Raw genomic sequence first — 15,584 nt, 5'->3', positions numbered from 1 at the left:
CTATCTGAACCGGTAGCCAAGTCTTAACTGTACATAGGTACCAGCTTCAACAACGGCCATATAGTTTTTAATCTGCATAAAATAAGCAGCGGTTACAAAACCTGGGTTATAAGCCCTGTAAACGTAATCGCTGTTTTTGTTTCGGTATGCGTTGTCGTTGCCAAATGTACCGCCCCAAAAAAGCCGGAAACCAAACTGATTGGCAACTTTATTGGTATGAAATATAATTTCAGTTGTGCCACCTAATGTAAACAGACCGGCACGCGGATCAGTGTAAAAGCCCGGTTTATTGGTGACAGCTTTCCTAAAGTTAAGATAATCGCCAAACTCATGACTATAGGCCGCTTCAAAGCCAATAAAGCGAAAATCAATATGCCCGCTGCTCACAAAAAAGTTTCCCGATAACCTTCCTCCTGCCGCTCCAAAGAACTTATTTTTAAAGTAGTTGGGATCTTGCGGCTCCAATTCGCTGTTATGATAATTACCTAATGTACCAAATGCGCCGTAAGCCAGGTTGAAATGATCAAATACATGTGCGCGGCTAAAATTAAGCTGTGCGCTAACCAGCTCGTCTGAGTAATTAGGGCTTTCATCAACTACTAAAGCCCCCGAAATATAATTTGCCGATTTAACAGCATCGGCAGATACCGGTTTAGGCAGATAAGCAATATCGCTATGGTGCATGGCCGGCGCATAAATATGATCACTGCACGAGCTTATGATCATACTGGCCAGGAGCAAAAGCAGGCTGAATTTAAGTTTCATTGTAAAAGGTCCGGATCGGGTTTATAAACTGGATACTGAACAATTATACGCTAAAACAAGTAATAAAATAACACACCCTACTGTTTATTCTGGGCAAACGCATTTAAATGGGGGTAACATGAGTTAACGCATTCAAATGTTATACATTTACCCTGGCTATTTATTATACCAGGCTGCCAATAAAGTCATCCGTAAAATCATCGGCAAAATGAATTACGTTTTGCAATGCTTCAAACTCATCCTGTTGGTGCGTTGTAGTAAGTACAACGGCTTTCATACCTGCATTAGCGGCAGCTTCAGCACCTTTAGGTACATCCTCAAACACAACACAATCTGTAGGTAAGGAATTCAGTAATTCGGCAGCTTTTAAAAATGTTTCTGGATGGGGTTTACTTAGTACCACGTCATCGGCACTTACTATAGCTTTAAAATAATGCCTGATGTTAAGGTTATCCAGTACAAAATCAATGTTAAAAGGAATAGCTGCTGAACCGATAGCCATAGGGATACCGTTTTGATAAGCTTTTTCCAAAAACTCATGCAAACCGGGCAACAGTGCCAGGTGGGGTAAAAACTCATCCTGGTAGCGCTGTTCTTTAAGGTACGAAAGCCTGTTCATTTCCTCGTTAGTAAAGCGGTTAGGGCCAAACATACGTACCAGTACTTCCTGATTTTTGCCGTACATCTGTGGTTTTACTTCATCCCAGGTAAAGCTGCCGCCAAGGTCGGTATTTAAAAGATATTGCCATGCTTTGGTATGATAAGGCATGTCATTGATCATAGTGCCGTTGAGGTCGAATATAAAGGCCTTCATGTATTAATTTTCAATTTATGAGATAAACCGAGCTCGGTTTTTTGGCAAACTTAAACCTTTAAAAAACTAAAAGTTGAATTATGCCACATATTCTTTAAACACATGAACGATTAGTTTTTAACAGCTGCACGATGGATGAATAATATTGTTCGATTTTTTTGGCGGGACATTAGTCTTTTCATGTACTCAATCCATCCGATAAAAAAGGTACTTAATCCGAAAGATTTTATCTATAGTGAATTTCCACCTTAAACAATAATTAACCAGTTAAATTGTATTAAAATCATTGCCATTATATCTTTTTATTCTGTAATTTATACAACTATTAGCTAAACTATTGCGTATGTGTTTAATAAGCCCATTATTATTATAGTGTGCGTAAGCTCCGTGTTGGATATATAAAAAAACTACTAATCCTTATACAATATACAATGAATAACGAACCCCTGCGCCTGCGTGCCGTTAAGAGATTTAAGGATCTGGATAGCGACATAGCGGTTGATTTAAATGATATAGTAGGATTAGCAGCTCAGATCTGCGGCACTCCCGTCGCCCTGGTTACTTTGCTCGATACCGACATGCAGTGGTTTAAAGCCGCTACCGGCATCAATATCAGCTGTACCCCACGTGATTTATCATTTTGCAATCACACCATTATCCAAAAACAGGTGTTGGTTGTGCCCGACCTGCTTAATGACAAACGCTTTAACACCAACCCTCTTGTTATTGAGGATCCACAAGCAAGGTTTTATGCAGGCGCCCCTTTGATTACTAAAGATGGCCATGCCCTTGGTAGCCTGTGTGTTATTGACTTTAAGCCCCATGAACTTAACCAGCAACAGATTAAATCATTAAAAACGCTGGCCAGGCAGGTTGTAAACCTCATGGAACTTAATTCAAGTTTACGTTCGCTTGAGCAGCAGCACCAGCAGTCGCAATCACAAAAAGCGTCTATCAGCGAATCGGAAATGAAGTTGAAAGCAATTTTCGACAGTTCAAAAGATACCCATATCCTGGTTGGCCGTAATCTTGAGGTTATGGCATTTAATAAATCTGCGTCGGTATTTATCAAAAGCCTATACAATAAAAAACTGGCCAATGGGGATAATATTATCTCTTATACAGAGCCGTCCCTGGTAAATTCGTTTTCGAAATACTTTGCGGTTGCATTAACCGGCCGGTCCATAAAACGTGAGTGGGAACTGCTGGCCGGAACGCCAAATGCCTGCTGGAAAGAAACCTCATTTATCCCTGTAAAAAATAATAGCAGCGAGGTAATCGGGATAGCTATTAACTCGACAGATATTACTACACGCAAAAGACACGAGGAACAAATCAATATTCAAAAAGAGGCGCTTAACCGTATAGCTATCATACAATCGCACGAATTGCGGAGGCCGGTAGCATCACTGCTTGGCATATTAGACCTCATGCGAATGGAAAATATTGATTTTGGTTACTTTAATATAATAGAACATACCGTTAACGAATTGGATGAAAAGATACGGGGAATAGTAAAAGATTCGGAAGATACCATACAGGGAGGTCATTTGGCAATAGTAGCCTGACCATCAATTATCTAAAACCTAAATACCATCCCACAGATTTGGTTTACACCTAAATTACGCTTTGGCTATTGCTGATTACGGTAAATTATAACTACCTTGGCGGCATTAATAAATAAAAGAATGCAAAATCAAGGAACAGTAAAATTTTTTAATGAAACAAAAGGTTTCGGATTTATAGTACCAAGCAATGGTGGTCCGGATATTTTTGTTCATTCAACAGGTCTTATCGACGAAGTTCGTGAAAACGACACCGTTGAATACGAAGTTGAAAACGGCCGTAAAGGTCTTAACGCGGTAAATGTAAAAGTTATATAATTATAATATAATCATTAAGCCTACCAGGCACTCAAAGTTTGAGTGCCTTTTTTTTGCTTTATTTTTTTGTTAACCTGCTGCGTACACCAGCTTAATACTTGAATGTTACTTTCAAATAAAAACTGGCATTGTTGTTGTTTATTCCAATAATATCATAAATCGACTACACATAAAACAAAGAAAAGAACATGAAAGATCAAGCAAAAATTATAGCAGCACTATTGGTAGGTGCAGCGGCGGGCGCGGCTTTGGGTTTATTGTTAGCTCCTGAAAAAGGAACAGAATTAAGAGGCGATATAGCAGATTATATAAACGACCTGGTTGATACTGCCAAAACTAAAGCGCAAACAACAGCCGGAGATATTAAAGATTACAGTAATAGTGTGATTGACAAAGCTAAAACCAAGTTTAGCGGAACTGTTAGCGACCTTTGGGACGCTAAAGATAAAGCTGTTGATGCTGCAAAATCAAAAGCCGACGACCTTGCAGTCAAAGCAGGTGACGCCGCGGATGAAGCGAAATCAAAAGTCAAAGCGACTGCCAATGACTGGAACAATTCTGTACAGAACGCATAATATTTAGTACTATTATAAAATAATAAAACCCTGCCAGTTAGCAGGGTTTTATTATTTTATAAGCTTTTTTATTATCTATTCCATGTATTGTTACTTTCATCGGCATCCATAAATATGCCGCCGTCTAAAGTAACTGATTTAATGGTCTTAGTGGTTTTAATATCTATTGCAATTTGCTTTTGATTTTTTTCCCAAACCACGGGGGTTTGATGAATGCTCTCGCCCGACCCATCAGCATAAGTAATTTTTACATCAAACGGAATTACAAAACCGCCCACGTTTTTAATTGCTACTGTATAGCCACCGGCTGCTTTGGTTACACCTTTTATCGACAAATCAATATAGTAATTAGTAAAGAACCAGTTATTGAAAAACCAATCGAGGTTTTTACCTGTAATATTACTCATAGAGTTAAAATAGTCCCATGGTATTGGGTGTTTGCCATGCCAGCGGTCCATATATCCATGCAGTGCTTTTTTGAATAGTTGATCGCCCAACATGTCTTTCAGGGCTAAATAACTTAATGATGGCTTACCATATGAGTTATTACCGTACCCACCCCTCAATTCGCTCGATGGTGTAATAACCGGCTGATCTTCGGCGGTTGAGGCATCATGGATCCATCTGTCAACACGGAAATTTTTGTACAGTGCTTCAGCTTTTTCTTTGCCAACTTCTGATGTTCCTATCAACAGTTCAAATGTGGTTGCCCAGCCCTCATCCATAAATGCATAACGGCTTTCGTTAATACCCATATAAAATGGAAAATAGGTATGCGCTATTTCATGATCCTGCACAAATTGCGAAAAGCGTACATCATTAGTATGGCTATCGTTAACCATCATAGGGTATTCCATATCTGCAAAGCCCTGGAAAGATGTCATCTTGGGGAACGGATAAGGTACGCCCGGCCAGTTGTGGGATAACCAGCTTAATGAATTACGGCCGTTTTGTACCGCATGGTGAAAATCTTCCGAGCTATCTAAAAAAGCGGCCTGCATACTGGCACGGCGGTTTGTTGCATCATCAACCACAACGCTGGCCGCATCCCATACATAATGATCACTGATGCCTACAGCCATATCGCTGATATCGTTAGCGGTCCAGGTCCAGGTGTTCATCTCCTTTTGAGCCGTTACTTTATGGGCGGCAAGCTCAGCAGCCGATGCAATATTGATAGTTGAATCACTGGTGAATGAAGCCTTCAATCGTTTTGCATATTCAGGCTGAAGTACTTCATCAGGGTTTTGCAGGGTACCGGTAGCCCAAACTACGTAGTTTTTAGGCGCTGCAACGTGCAGCGTATAGTCGTTAAAGTCGTTGTAAAATTCCTGGGCATCTAAAAAAGGTAGCCTGTCCCAGCCATTGTAATCGTCATAAACCGACACACGCGGATAAAAATAAGCCAGGTAACAGGTAGTTGAATCGATCATTCCTTCGCGGCCGCTTTCTTTCGAAATTTCAAAATGCCAGCCAATATCAAGCTTAACAGAATCATGAGGTATCAACGGCTTACTTAAACCAACCATTTGATTTGTTGAACCTGATGCAACTTTTTTTGCTTCGCCATTAATTGAAAAGCTATCAAACTGAATGCCCGGTGTAAGATAGTCAGCCCCTGCATCGCCAAAACGGGCGGCACCCGGTTTATGAATGTTCAGGATGAGCTTCATGTTAAGCCTTTTTAAAGTATCCGGACTATTATTAACATAAGTGATCTGTTCTGTGCCTTTCACAGTACGATTTTGAGGCACAGCCGTAATACTGATATTATAACGGCCATAATTTTGCCAGTACTTTTTGCCGGGGCGGCCATCAGCCGAGCGCGTTTCGTTTTTGAATGCTTTTTGTATATCGCGGGGCATATACAAGGTTTGGGACTTAACCTGTATAAACGCAATGCAGGCTAATGCAGATAAAATAAAGGGTTTGGTCATATGTCTTAAATTTCTTTGCCAATTTAAATTAATTGGACTAAATAACGATATGCAGGAAACATTAATCGGAAAATTTAAAACAAAAAATCGCTTGATAAATCGCTATATCAGAGCTTATTTTGTAACAAAGCTGTCACAAAGATTATTTATAAATAAATATTTTGCGGTATCGGATATATTTTTTTTTACTTTGTTACCAGTTATTTTAATAGGGGTATTAAATAACTAACATTTAAGCCATCTGCGCTATGCGGATGGCTTTCTTTTTTTATAGGTACTTAATCTGCAATTATATATTCTTTGCTAATAAGCGTAAACAGCTCATCGTTGTCAATTGATTCATCTTTACATTCGGTAAGTAATTGTTGAGCTTCAGTATAATTAAGCTGTTGGGCCACCATTATTAACATATGGCACGATGTAATATTAATATGCTCAAGTAACTGCAGATACAACATAATATCCATATCCAGCAATACAGGTATAGTTTGCTCTTCATCCAGGCAAAACTCATCCTTAACAATTGACTTTATAGGGTTGCAGTTCTTATCCGACGGAATTTCATTAATAAGGGTATACACCTTCTTCATCCGTTCTATCTGCTTTTTTATATCGTCCCAAAACTCCTGTATAGCCTGCTGCAATGCAGTAAACGAAGCGAGACTTTTCAAATGTGCAAGATGTTTATCAAGGTAACATTTACCAAAATAAATACGGTTAAGATTGTGGACAAATACCTGTTTTAACAAATCGTTATCCAGTGTTTTAGGGGTATTGTTGCTCATGGTATGAAGTTAAAAGTATATAGTTAGGGTTTATATATTTCTTAAAAGCTGTTTCACGCAATTGCTTATCAAACTTACCTTAAAAATAACTAAGTTTTATTACCCGGACAGATGTGCCGAGATAAATTAACTTTGCATTGCAATAACATAATGCTATGAAATATAAATTAGGCGATTTTGTTCGATTTGTTGATGAAAAAATGGAAGGTTTTGTAACGCGCATCATCGACGAACAGATGATAGGTGTTACCGGCGACGACGATTTTGAGATTCCGGTACTTGCCAGCAAAGTAACTTACATTCATGGTTACCAACCGGCAGGGGCGACAAAAAGCAACAATACAACGGATGAAAAGCTCGTAACACCAGGTGAATTTGTTAAAAAAGGCGTTTATATAGGTGTGGTTACTGATACCAGGGCAAGTTCTGTCGTACATTTTCATTTAATCAATGAAACTTCGTTTCAGCTGCTCGCTACTTTAACAACGGATAAGCAACAGATATTTAAAGGCGAATTTGCAGGGATTATTGCGTCAAAATCAACCGAAAATATCTACTCCGCCCAACTGGCCGATCTGCAGGTTTGGCCAAAATTTATTTTCGGCGTTTTATTCAGCACCAAACAAAATGTTGAACCACCGGCACCGTTGGCTGTACATGAAAAGTTTAAGGCCAAGGATTTCTCAACCACTAAAAAGAACATTCCATTACTTAACCAGGCCGGCTGGCTCATCAGGCTCGACGAGCCTGAACTGGTTATTGATGCTCAAAAACTGAAGGAAAGCTTTTTTGAAAGCCCTACCGAAAAAATAGTGATTGAAAAGCCGGTTAGCGAAGTTGACCTGCATATAGAAAAGCTGCGGGACGATTACCAGTTTTTAAGCAGCGCTGAGATTATGGAAATTCAACTGGCCCATTTTCACAAAGCATTGGATGCGGCAATTGTTCATCAATTACCCGATATCACTTTCATACACGGCGCGGGCAATGGCACACTGCGTAATGAGCTGCACAAACAATTGGGCAGGCATAAAAAAGTACAAACCTTTATGGATGCCCGTAAAGAAAAATTTGGTTACGGCGCTACCAAGGTGTTGTTGAAGTAACAATTTACGACAGTAAGTAAGCCTTACGAAGTTTTGAAACCTTCGTAAGGTGGTTTTTTCTCTTATTTTTTCGCAAACCAGATTTCAAGATTAGGCAACTTTAAAGTTTGATGCGGCGATGCCGGATCATGTAACTTTAAACTCACCGGGTAAAGTTCATTTGCTTCAAACGTTAAAGGTTCAAGATCTTTAACATAGATATTTTGTGGAATACTATGTGTGAGCGCAAAAGGGATGTTCTTTTTAAAGTTGTTGAACACTTTTATCAGTAACTGGTTATTGCCGGGCATCAAATCCAAACCGATGACATGACTTACAGAGGCAGCCTTACCCGGATTATTATTGATGAGCAGTTGCCTGCCATTCAGCAAAACAATTATACCATCGCCGCTGGTAACCTTAACCTGCGCGTAAATTAAATCCTTACCTGCGTTAATGTTTTGCAAAATGTAGTAAGCATTATCCATGCCTGCAGGCAGATCAATCAGCTGCCCATTTTTATATTCATTTACAGACCGCCATGATTTATCGGTGTCTTTGGTAAAAGGTTCTGAGATATCGATTTTATCCGCGCTGCCATTTAAACCTCCTAAGCCCGCGGAGTATGGGCCGGTTATATACAATGGACCCCATTTTATTTTAGCCGTATCGGGTTTATACTTCATCTTCCTGTCGCTGTCGAGCTTGAGCGTGGTGGTTACATTATTTACATTTAGGTCAATAATGCTGCCTTTTTCTTCGTCGGTATACTGTATAGCAGGCTGGTACTTGCCTTTGTGTTTAGGCTTAATTGTCCAGCTTTGCTTTACCGTACTTTGATAATTGCTGTTGTAATCAATGCCCGATGAACTATAATAATTATAAGCATTGTGCTCATTCAGTTTTATGTGGTCATAACTGCTGCTCAGGATATGAACAGGTTGCACTTTGTAACCTTCGGCAACATCAACCGCTATAACTTTTATTTGTTTTTCACTGTCAAAACCTGCGGGTAAGGTTATCACAGCGGCATCAGTTGCCTGTTTAAAGCTAAGCGATTGTTGTTCACCCAAAACAGAAACATTACTGATCCTGCCTTCCAGACCGGGTAAAGTAATCAAGCCATCAGCGGGCACCGAAGTTACAAAAAGATAAAGCTTATTGGGTTTAGCAGTTATATTACCCCATTTAAAGGGGGTAAAAAATGGATCGGCAGTTGTGCCATAAACAGCTTCGGCATTTTTATGGAGCCAGGCGCCTATCTTCAATAAAACATCCTTTTCAAAACCAACTACTGAGCCATCGCCTTTGGGCCCGATATTAAGCAGGTAATTACCTCCCCTGCTAATCACACGGATCAGGCTTTCCAATTTCTCTTTATACTTTTCATCCTTGCTTCCGCGTTTTTGCCATGATCGGTAGCCCCAGGTTTCGTCAAAAAATGAAGCAGGCGACTGCCAGGGCACTCCAATGGAATAATCGGGATACTGATTATCACCCATTACGGCAAAATCGCCCTGATCATTACCCAAACGGCTGCTCACCATACAATCAGGCTGCAAGCGGTGCACGAATTGATAAAGCTCTTTACTTTGTTCAGGGCTTTGCGACCCCATATCAAACCAAAGTTCGGATATAGTGCCATAGTTTGATAGTAACTCGGTTACCTGCTTCTTGTTATATTCATGATGCTCGGGTGTTATATAATCAGAATTATGACTTGATATGGGTGACGCCTGCGGATAATGCCAGTCTATCAGCGAAAAATACAAACCAAACCTTAGACCATGCCTTTTACAAGCTTCGGACATTTCCTTTACCACATCACGGTTAAATGGAGTAGCATCAACCACATTAAAATCGGTAGTTTCAGTTTTAAACATGCAAAATCCGTCGTGATGTTTTGAAGTTAGTACAACAGAGCGCATCCCAGCCGCTTTAGCCAGCAGGGCAATACTATCAGCATTCCAGTTTATCGGGTTAAAGTTTTTGGCCAGGTTGGCGTAAGTATCACTGTAAATACCAGCATGGGCCTGAATTTGCTCACTTAAGCCGCGGGTAACCGGCTTCCCATCCCAAACGCCACCCAAAACTGAATAAATACCACCGAAATGGATAAACATGGAAAACTTTTGATCTTGCCATTGCTTTATCGAAGAAGACGGCGGTTGTGCAAATGCAAAATGAATACAAACTAATAACGATAACAGTATGCTTATGATTTTTTTCATGAGGAGGAATTCAATATCTCAAAGTGTAAAAAAGTTGTTAATAAACAAAAAACTCACAACTTAAACTTGCCTGTTGTAAACTAACAGCTATACAATTATGCACACAAAACACCTCAACTTTACACTTTTGCTAATAAACATGTTATATAATTGTGAAATACGCTTCACAAATTGCATTTTTTTAATAAAAATATTATTTGCATCTTTGTAGCAACACAACCCTAACCCTAATTCATAATGAAAAAACTTCTCTTGCTCAACAGCAAGGGTTCATTTAACCTTTAAAAAAACGTAATGTCCGAATCTATTCAAATTCAACCCAATATCCATTGTGAGCCTTGCAAAGAATGTGGTGCACGTCCGGTAATTAATCAAACCCGTAAAGGTTTTGTGGTTACCTGCCCAACAAATAAAAAGCATTATGAAACTGCTCCTGGTATGGTGAATATTGATGAATGGAACAGGTTTAACCAAAAATCACCCGTGCTTACAGGCACACAATATAAAAGCAAAGCCTCATAAAAACTATTCCATAAAGTAATAGTTTCAGTTTTGGGTATTTAATCAATAAAAGCCTGCTTATGAGGATACAATGGGTTTAATTGTATTCATGTTATGCATATTGTAGATACTGAAAATGAACCTTCAAAAAAAAGGCACAGCTATACATTTTGTCCAAAGTGCCAAACTAATACCGGCCAAAGGATTCACCGGCCGGCATTGTTAAAGCTATTGACATTTTGGTTGCCGGTTAAAAGGTATTTTTGTTATAGCTGCAACAAAAAATACCTGGTAATTGAAAGGTAACGAAACCGTTCAGTAACAATACACGTTCTATTGTTCAAAACATAGTATCGCTTAATAATACAAGACCATTTCACTTTGCAAAAAGCAGAGCCGTTTGCCTACTACCCGATTTGAGATACTCAGCGTAGCTTTTTTTAATATAACTGATCATATCATAATCGCTCATCTTTTTCACTTTTTTAATTTCGGGGTGATATTGATTCATAAAATTTTGCAGCGAATCGCCTTTAAGATTAGTTATTGAACTCACCTTTTCCGGCGAAAAAAACCGATCCACATACTCATCTTCTTCATCCTTCAGCAAAATCTTTTGCAGCTTTGATTGCGGAGCTTTGTTTTTATTCAACATGTCGATCACCGACAGCAAGTTGATGCTCAAGATAGTTGCTGTACTTTTATCCGCATTTATGTGATTGCCGGGCTTACCAAAATCAAGATCAGCCGGCCGGGCTATAAACGCATCTTTTATGGTTGAGCTATGATAGGCAAAAACAGAGGCAAACTCCTTCCTGTTACGTAATGAATCGGCCCTGGCATTACGCCTGGCCCTGATTTTCACCTCACTTAAAACAGTTGCCGCAGGCTCAATGTAACATCTTAAGGTATCAAATTTTAAAAAACTGACTATAAGCTTAAAAGGCTTGTAACCTATGCTGGTGATCCTTAAAGTGTCACCGGGCTTTACGTTGGCTAACAAAAATTTCCCTTCGGCATTACTTATGCTTTTTGATGCCGGTGTATTAATAAAAGCATTTGCCACCGGCAAATAGGTAGTTTTATCAATAACGATACCTTTAACACGCTGGGCAAACAGATTTATTGACAAGAGCATCAATATTACTGTTGAGGTAAGTTTCAATGTTTTCATGACGGGTTCAGTTAACAGGTGAGCAGGTTAACTAAATATACGCATAATTATTAACCTTTACGCTTTTAACAAATATTAACACTTGCCGCATTACGGTCACAAAACTTTTCTTTCCGTTAAAAAAGCCAATAAACTACTTTATCATAGCTTCAAAAATTTCATCAAAACTTTTGCTTTTAAATTTTTGGAAGGTTCCGTCAAACTTTTCGCTAACGGGGTTAAGCAGTTGAAAACAAAGCTGTTTATCTTCTTCGCTCAATGCGCTGGTCATCATTCGCGCAACTTCAAGTACACGTACTTTGGCTTTTCCAAGAGTTTCCTCTCCAAGGGCTGTTAATTTTAAACGCTTAATACGTTTATCATCAATATCTTCATACTCGGTTATCAGTTCGCGTTTTTTTAGCCTGTTAAGCATATTGGTACCACTTGATAGTTCGATTATATTATTATAAATAGCTTCAGATTTTATTGGATTAACCTGGTTAAAAATAGTAACCAATATACCGAACTCCTCTATCTGATCAAGCCCTGTACCTTCAAGCGCTTTGTTTGAATATACCATATGGTACTTCCCTATCCGTCTTATCAAAATCATGAGCTTGCCGTTAATTCCCGGCCTTAACTGCCAGTCGGGCGTCGCTTTCTTCTCATCTGCTGCCTTGGCCATTAGCTGATGTCGGAAGAAATCATCCAAATTACAACCGGGATTTTTCTCCTCATAATCGCCCCAAAGCTTAACCAATTCAACTGTTTTATTCACGTGTAATTTCCTTTTGGTATCAAATCTAAAAAAAATGTCTCCAATATTTGCTATTTACTTTCTTTTGGTATAATATTGTATTAATTTACTACCATATGGTATATTTTATAAATTTAATCAATCATAACAAATGAATACCTCACTCTTTTTACCAGCACTATTAATACTACACTTAACAGGGCTAACAATAATGGCGGGCACCACCATTGTTGATTTTACAGTATTTAAAACCTTTTGGAAGCATTTTGATGATAATACAGAAAAATCAAAAGGTATACTGGCAGGTACATCTAAGTCATCAACACTGATTGGAATAGGTGCCGCCCTACTGGTTATAACAGGCATTGGCATGATGGCCTTAACCCATGGCGTATTTGGTGAACAGCTATGGTTTAGAATAAAAATAGGAATTGTTTTGGTTCTAATGCTGAACGGGATAATTTTTGGCAGAAGGCAAGGCCAAAAATTACGGATGATTATGAATAACAACGGTGCTTACTTAACAGAACAGGTTGACCAAATTAAGGTGAACCTTAATATCTTTTTTACAGTACAACTGATATTGTTTTTCAGCATAGTTTTTTTAAGTGTTTTCAAATTTAGTTAATCACCAAAAAAATGAGAATGCAACAAAACATGCCTATTTATAAGTTGGTAATTGTAGGCGCAGGCGGCGGCATTGGCAGGCAATGCGTTGAACAGGCCCTTCAGGCCGGGCACCTGGTTACCGCAATATTACGAAACCCGGCCAAATTAGCAATCGAGCACCCCAATCTAAAAAAAGTAAGCGGCGATGTTATGCAACCCGGCGCATTTGAAAATAATTTTGCAAACCAGGATGCTGTAATTTCGGCAATAGGCGTAGCCGGTGGTTTCGGATCAGATAAACCCACAACTTTGTATTCGCAGGGCAATGCCAATGTTTTAAAAGCGATGGAACAAAAAGGCATAAAACGCATGTTTCTGATCTCGGCCAGTGCAATTGAAATAAGTCCCGTGCTCCCATTTTATATCAGGTTTATTGAAAAATATGTAGTTCAAAAACTGCTGAAACACATGTATACCGATTTGCTCAAAATGGAGGCAGTGATAAAAAGCAGTAACATTAGCTGGACTATCATTAGACCTCCACAGCTTACAAACCAGGCTGTTGCCGGCACATATCGCATAGCTATTAATGCATTTCTTAAAAACTGCCTCAAAATATCAAGGGCCGATGTTGCGCACTTTATCATCAATAACATTGCTAACAGGGATACATACCAGGCAACAATTGAAATTGGATATTAACACTAAATTCCGCCAATGAAGCAGGGCACTTTTAACTACATGTTAGCTTAGCGATCCAATCAAAGCTGACTATCTCATATAACAAAAAAAGACCTTTCCATTACTGTGGCCGTTGCGCAACAGGGCTTAAAATGGCTGAATAATTAAATTGCAAAGCAAATGATTATTCGGCCATTTGCTTTTATAGTCAATGCTGAAAGCAGTTAGTATGTTTGCTATCTTCAATAAACAGGCCGATAATGTATTGATTACGGCATCAGAATGGTTTCCCGGTAGCTTTCTTTTTCTTCTTCTGATTTTTGCAGGTATACCATTGACAAGTTTTTTAAGGTTATATGCAATGGCGGCCATGATCATACATTTATTGGCCAATTCGAGCCCTTTTGTGTTTACCTGTTTCATGCCTGTAAAATTGATCAGGGTGCCCAGTACCGGTTCTACCGTACTTTGTCTTACTTTCCTGGCCTTGCTCCCTTGTCGGGTTTGCATGCGTTCATGCATTTCTATATAAAGGTCTTTAGCTACGGAATCCTTAAACACTTTAAAGCCTTGCAGATTAGCGCAGGTGCTTTTAAGCGGACAGTCCCTGCAATCTTTAACACTGGTACGATATATCTTATGGGTATTATCGTTCTCTGCTTTTTTGAAGTTGTGAAAAGTAAGGTATTTGCCTTCAGGACAAACATACCGGTCTTGCTCCCCGTCATAACTGAAGCCCTGCCGGCTTTCCCTGCTTTGACATCCTGGCCTGTTAGGTATGAAGCCTTTAATATGATTACCAGCTAAAAACAGAAGCGCCGCTTCACCGCTATAACCTGTATCGGCAAGCACATCTTCTATTTCCATGCCATTATCTTTAAGGTTTCCGGCGACATGGGTAAGGATCTCAGGTAGGCATGGTGCATCTCCTTTATCTGCATGGAAGGCCTGGATGTGTGTAATAACGTGGTTTTGTGTATCTACGCTTACATGAGCCGAATAGTTCAGCCGTGTTGTTTTTCCGGGTTTCACCGATAACCGGGCATCAGGGTCTGATGGGCTGTAACGCTTGCTGTTCGCTTTCTTATCAACTTTAGCATTCTTTCTCGGCTTAGGCTTAGTGTTTTCATCCGGTATGTCCCCAGCCGGGGCTTCATCATTATGATCGTCCAATTGCTTGCCATAAGTTGCCGCATCATTCATGATCTCGCGTTCTACCAAACTTGACATAGCTGCATTGGCTTTGACAAATGCGCTATCGATAGCCTGTCTTTTACCTGCTACCAAACCTGCATCAATACACTTTTTCAGAACCTGTTTAAAGACAGCTGTAAACTCCTCTTCTCCGTAAAGCTGGCGTGTGCGGCTTAATGTCGAATGCCAGGGAAGTTCTTCATCCAGATCATATCCTATAAAATAGAGGATATCCATGCGCATACGTGAGGTAGCAATAATGCGCCTATCGCTATTCAGGTTCTCTAAATAACCAACAAGCATTAGTTTGAAAAACACAACCGGGTCAATGCTCTTTTGACCCTCTGTACCATAATATTTGCTGGTCGTATCATAAACAAAGTTCAGATCGAGTATACTTTTCAAACGCCTGTAGAAGTTATCTGCTGGAACGTAGTCTGAAAGCTGAAACCGGATAAAGAGCTTTTCCTGATAATCTTTTTTGCCTTGCATATCCTTAATATACAAAACAAATATCTGATTGTCAAATGTTTATAAAAAAACTAACCCAATCGAACTTTATTCGACTGGGTTAGTTGAAAACCTCAGTTTAGTTGCGCAACGGCCACATT

The 15,584-nt window shown here is 39.4% G+C and carries 15 protein-coding genes; 7 read left to right on the top strand and 8 right to left on the bottom strand.

Features of this window, described 5'->3' with window-relative positions:
* Complete coding sequence (locus DIU38_RS02385) at positions 1-765, bottom strand: hypothetical protein (protein ID WP_112653835.1); 765 nt, start codon at positions 763-765, stop codon at positions 1-3.
* A gap of 163 nt (positions 766-928) precedes the next feature.
* Positions 929-1,579 carry an HAD family hydrolase gene (locus DIU38_RS02380; protein ID WP_112653836.1) on the bottom strand — a complete coding sequence of 217 codons (651 nt, stop codon included), beginning with the start codon at positions 1,577-1,579 and terminating at the stop codon, positions 929-931.
* 431 nt (positions 1,580-2,010) lie between these two features.
* On the opposite strand from DIU38_RS02380, the gene DIU38_RS02375 reads away from it, so the two are divergent.
* The 3 genes from DIU38_RS02375 to DIU38_RS02365 all read left to right on the top strand — a co-directional run bounded on the left by DIU38_RS02375 (position 2,011) and on the right by DIU38_RS02365 (position 4,037).
* A complete protein-coding gene (locus DIU38_RS02375; protein ID WP_112653837.1) occupies positions 2,011-3,147 on the top strand; it encodes a GAF domain-containing protein in 1,137 nt (378 codons plus the stop codon).
* A gap of 120 nt (positions 3,148-3,267) precedes the next feature.
* On the top strand, positions 3,268-3,462 hold the full coding sequence (locus tag DIU38_RS02370; RefSeq protein ID WP_090533335.1) for a cold-shock protein: 195 nt from the start codon (positions 3,268-3,270) through the stop codon (positions 3,460-3,462).
* 188 nt (positions 3,463-3,650) lie between these two features.
* On the top strand, positions 3,651-4,037 hold the full coding sequence (locus DIU38_RS02365; protein WP_112653838.1) for a YtxH domain-containing protein: 387 nt from the start codon (positions 3,651-3,653) through the stop codon (positions 4,035-4,037).
* Between the two features lie 71 nt (positions 4,038-4,108).
* On the opposite strand, the gene DIU38_RS02360 is transcribed toward DIU38_RS02365, so the two are convergent.
* Together DIU38_RS02360 and DIU38_RS02355 are read right to left on the bottom strand one after the other, a co-directional pair.
* Entirely contained in the window at positions 4,109-5,974 is a 1,866-nt protein-coding gene (locus DIU38_RS02360) for a M1 family metallopeptidase (protein ID WP_112658443.1), read from the bottom strand.
* A 278-nt stretch (positions 5,975-6,252) separates the two neighbouring features.
* The gene (locus DIU38_RS02355) at positions 6,253-6,759 is read right to left on the bottom strand and encodes a DUF892 family protein (protein ID WP_091170257.1); all 507 of its coding nucleotides are present in this window, start codon (positions 6,757-6,759) and stop codon (positions 6,253-6,255) included.
* A 155-nt stretch (positions 6,760-6,914) separates the two neighbouring features.
* Here DIU38_RS02355 and DIU38_RS02350 point away from each other — a divergent pair, with 155 nt between their 5' ends.
* Entirely contained in the window at positions 6,915-7,865 is a 951-nt protein-coding gene (locus DIU38_RS02350; protein ID WP_112658447.1) for a Smr/MutS family protein, read from the top strand.
* 62 nt (positions 7,866-7,927) lie between these two features.
* Here the strand turns inward: DIU38_RS02350 and DIU38_RS02345 are convergent, their stop codons facing one another.
* Entirely contained in the window at positions 7,928-10,075 is a 2,148-nt protein-coding gene (locus DIU38_RS02345) for an alpha-L-fucosidase (RefSeq protein WP_112658449.1), read from the bottom strand.
* A gap of 294 nt (positions 10,076-10,369) precedes the next feature.
* On the opposite strand from DIU38_RS02345, the gene DIU38_RS02340 reads away from it, so the two are divergent.
* The gene (locus DIU38_RS02340) at positions 10,370-10,597 is read left to right on the top strand and encodes a hypothetical protein (RefSeq protein ID WP_090533348.1); all 228 of its coding nucleotides are present in this window, start codon (positions 10,370-10,372) and stop codon (positions 10,595-10,597) included.
* A 355-nt stretch (positions 10,598-10,952) separates the two neighbouring features.
* Here the strand turns inward: DIU38_RS02340 and DIU38_RS02335 are convergent, their stop codons facing one another.
* Positions 10,953-11,750, bottom strand: coding sequence for a carboxypeptidase-like regulatory domain-containing protein (locus tag DIU38_RS02335; RefSeq protein ID WP_112658451.1), 798 nt, complete (start codon positions 11,748-11,750; stop codon positions 10,953-10,955).
* A 133-nt stretch (positions 11,751-11,883) separates the two neighbouring features.
* The gene (locus DIU38_RS02330) at positions 11,884-12,510 is read right to left on the bottom strand and encodes a MarR family winged helix-turn-helix transcriptional regulator (protein ID WP_112658453.1); all 627 of its coding nucleotides are present in this window, start codon (positions 12,508-12,510) and stop codon (positions 11,884-11,886) included.
* 130 nt (positions 12,511-12,640) lie between these two features.
* Here DIU38_RS02330 and DIU38_RS02325 point away from each other — a divergent pair, with 130 nt between their 5' ends.
* Together DIU38_RS02325 and DIU38_RS02320 are read left to right on the top strand one after the other, a co-directional pair.
* A complete protein-coding gene (locus DIU38_RS02325; RefSeq protein WP_112658455.1) occupies positions 12,641-13,117 on the top strand; it encodes a DUF2214 family protein in 477 nt (158 codons plus the stop codon).
* Between the two features lie 11 nt (positions 13,118-13,128).
* Positions 13,129-13,800: an NAD(P)-dependent oxidoreductase gene (locus tag DIU38_RS02320; RefSeq protein ID WP_112658457.1), complete on the top strand. Its 672-nt coding sequence runs from the start codon at positions 13,129-13,131 to the stop codon at positions 13,798-13,800.
* A gap of 126 nt (positions 13,801-13,926) precedes the next feature.
* On the opposite strand, the gene DIU38_RS02315 is transcribed toward DIU38_RS02320, so the two are convergent.
* Complete coding sequence (locus tag DIU38_RS02315) at positions 13,927-15,465, bottom strand: IS1182 family transposase (protein WP_112658366.1); 1,539 nt, start codon at positions 15,463-15,465, stop codon at positions 13,927-13,929.
* Positions 15,466-15,584: the final 119 nt, after the last annotated feature.

It is taken from the genome of Mucilaginibacter metallidurans, assembly GCF_003286435.2.
In the GTDB taxonomy this organism is placed as follows: Bacteria; Bacteroidota; Bacteroidia; order Sphingobacteriales; family Sphingobacteriaceae; genus Mucilaginibacter; species Mucilaginibacter gossypii.
The sequence above is the reverse complement of the archived record's forward strand: the minus strand, read 5'-3'. Positions and strand labels throughout refer to the sequence as shown.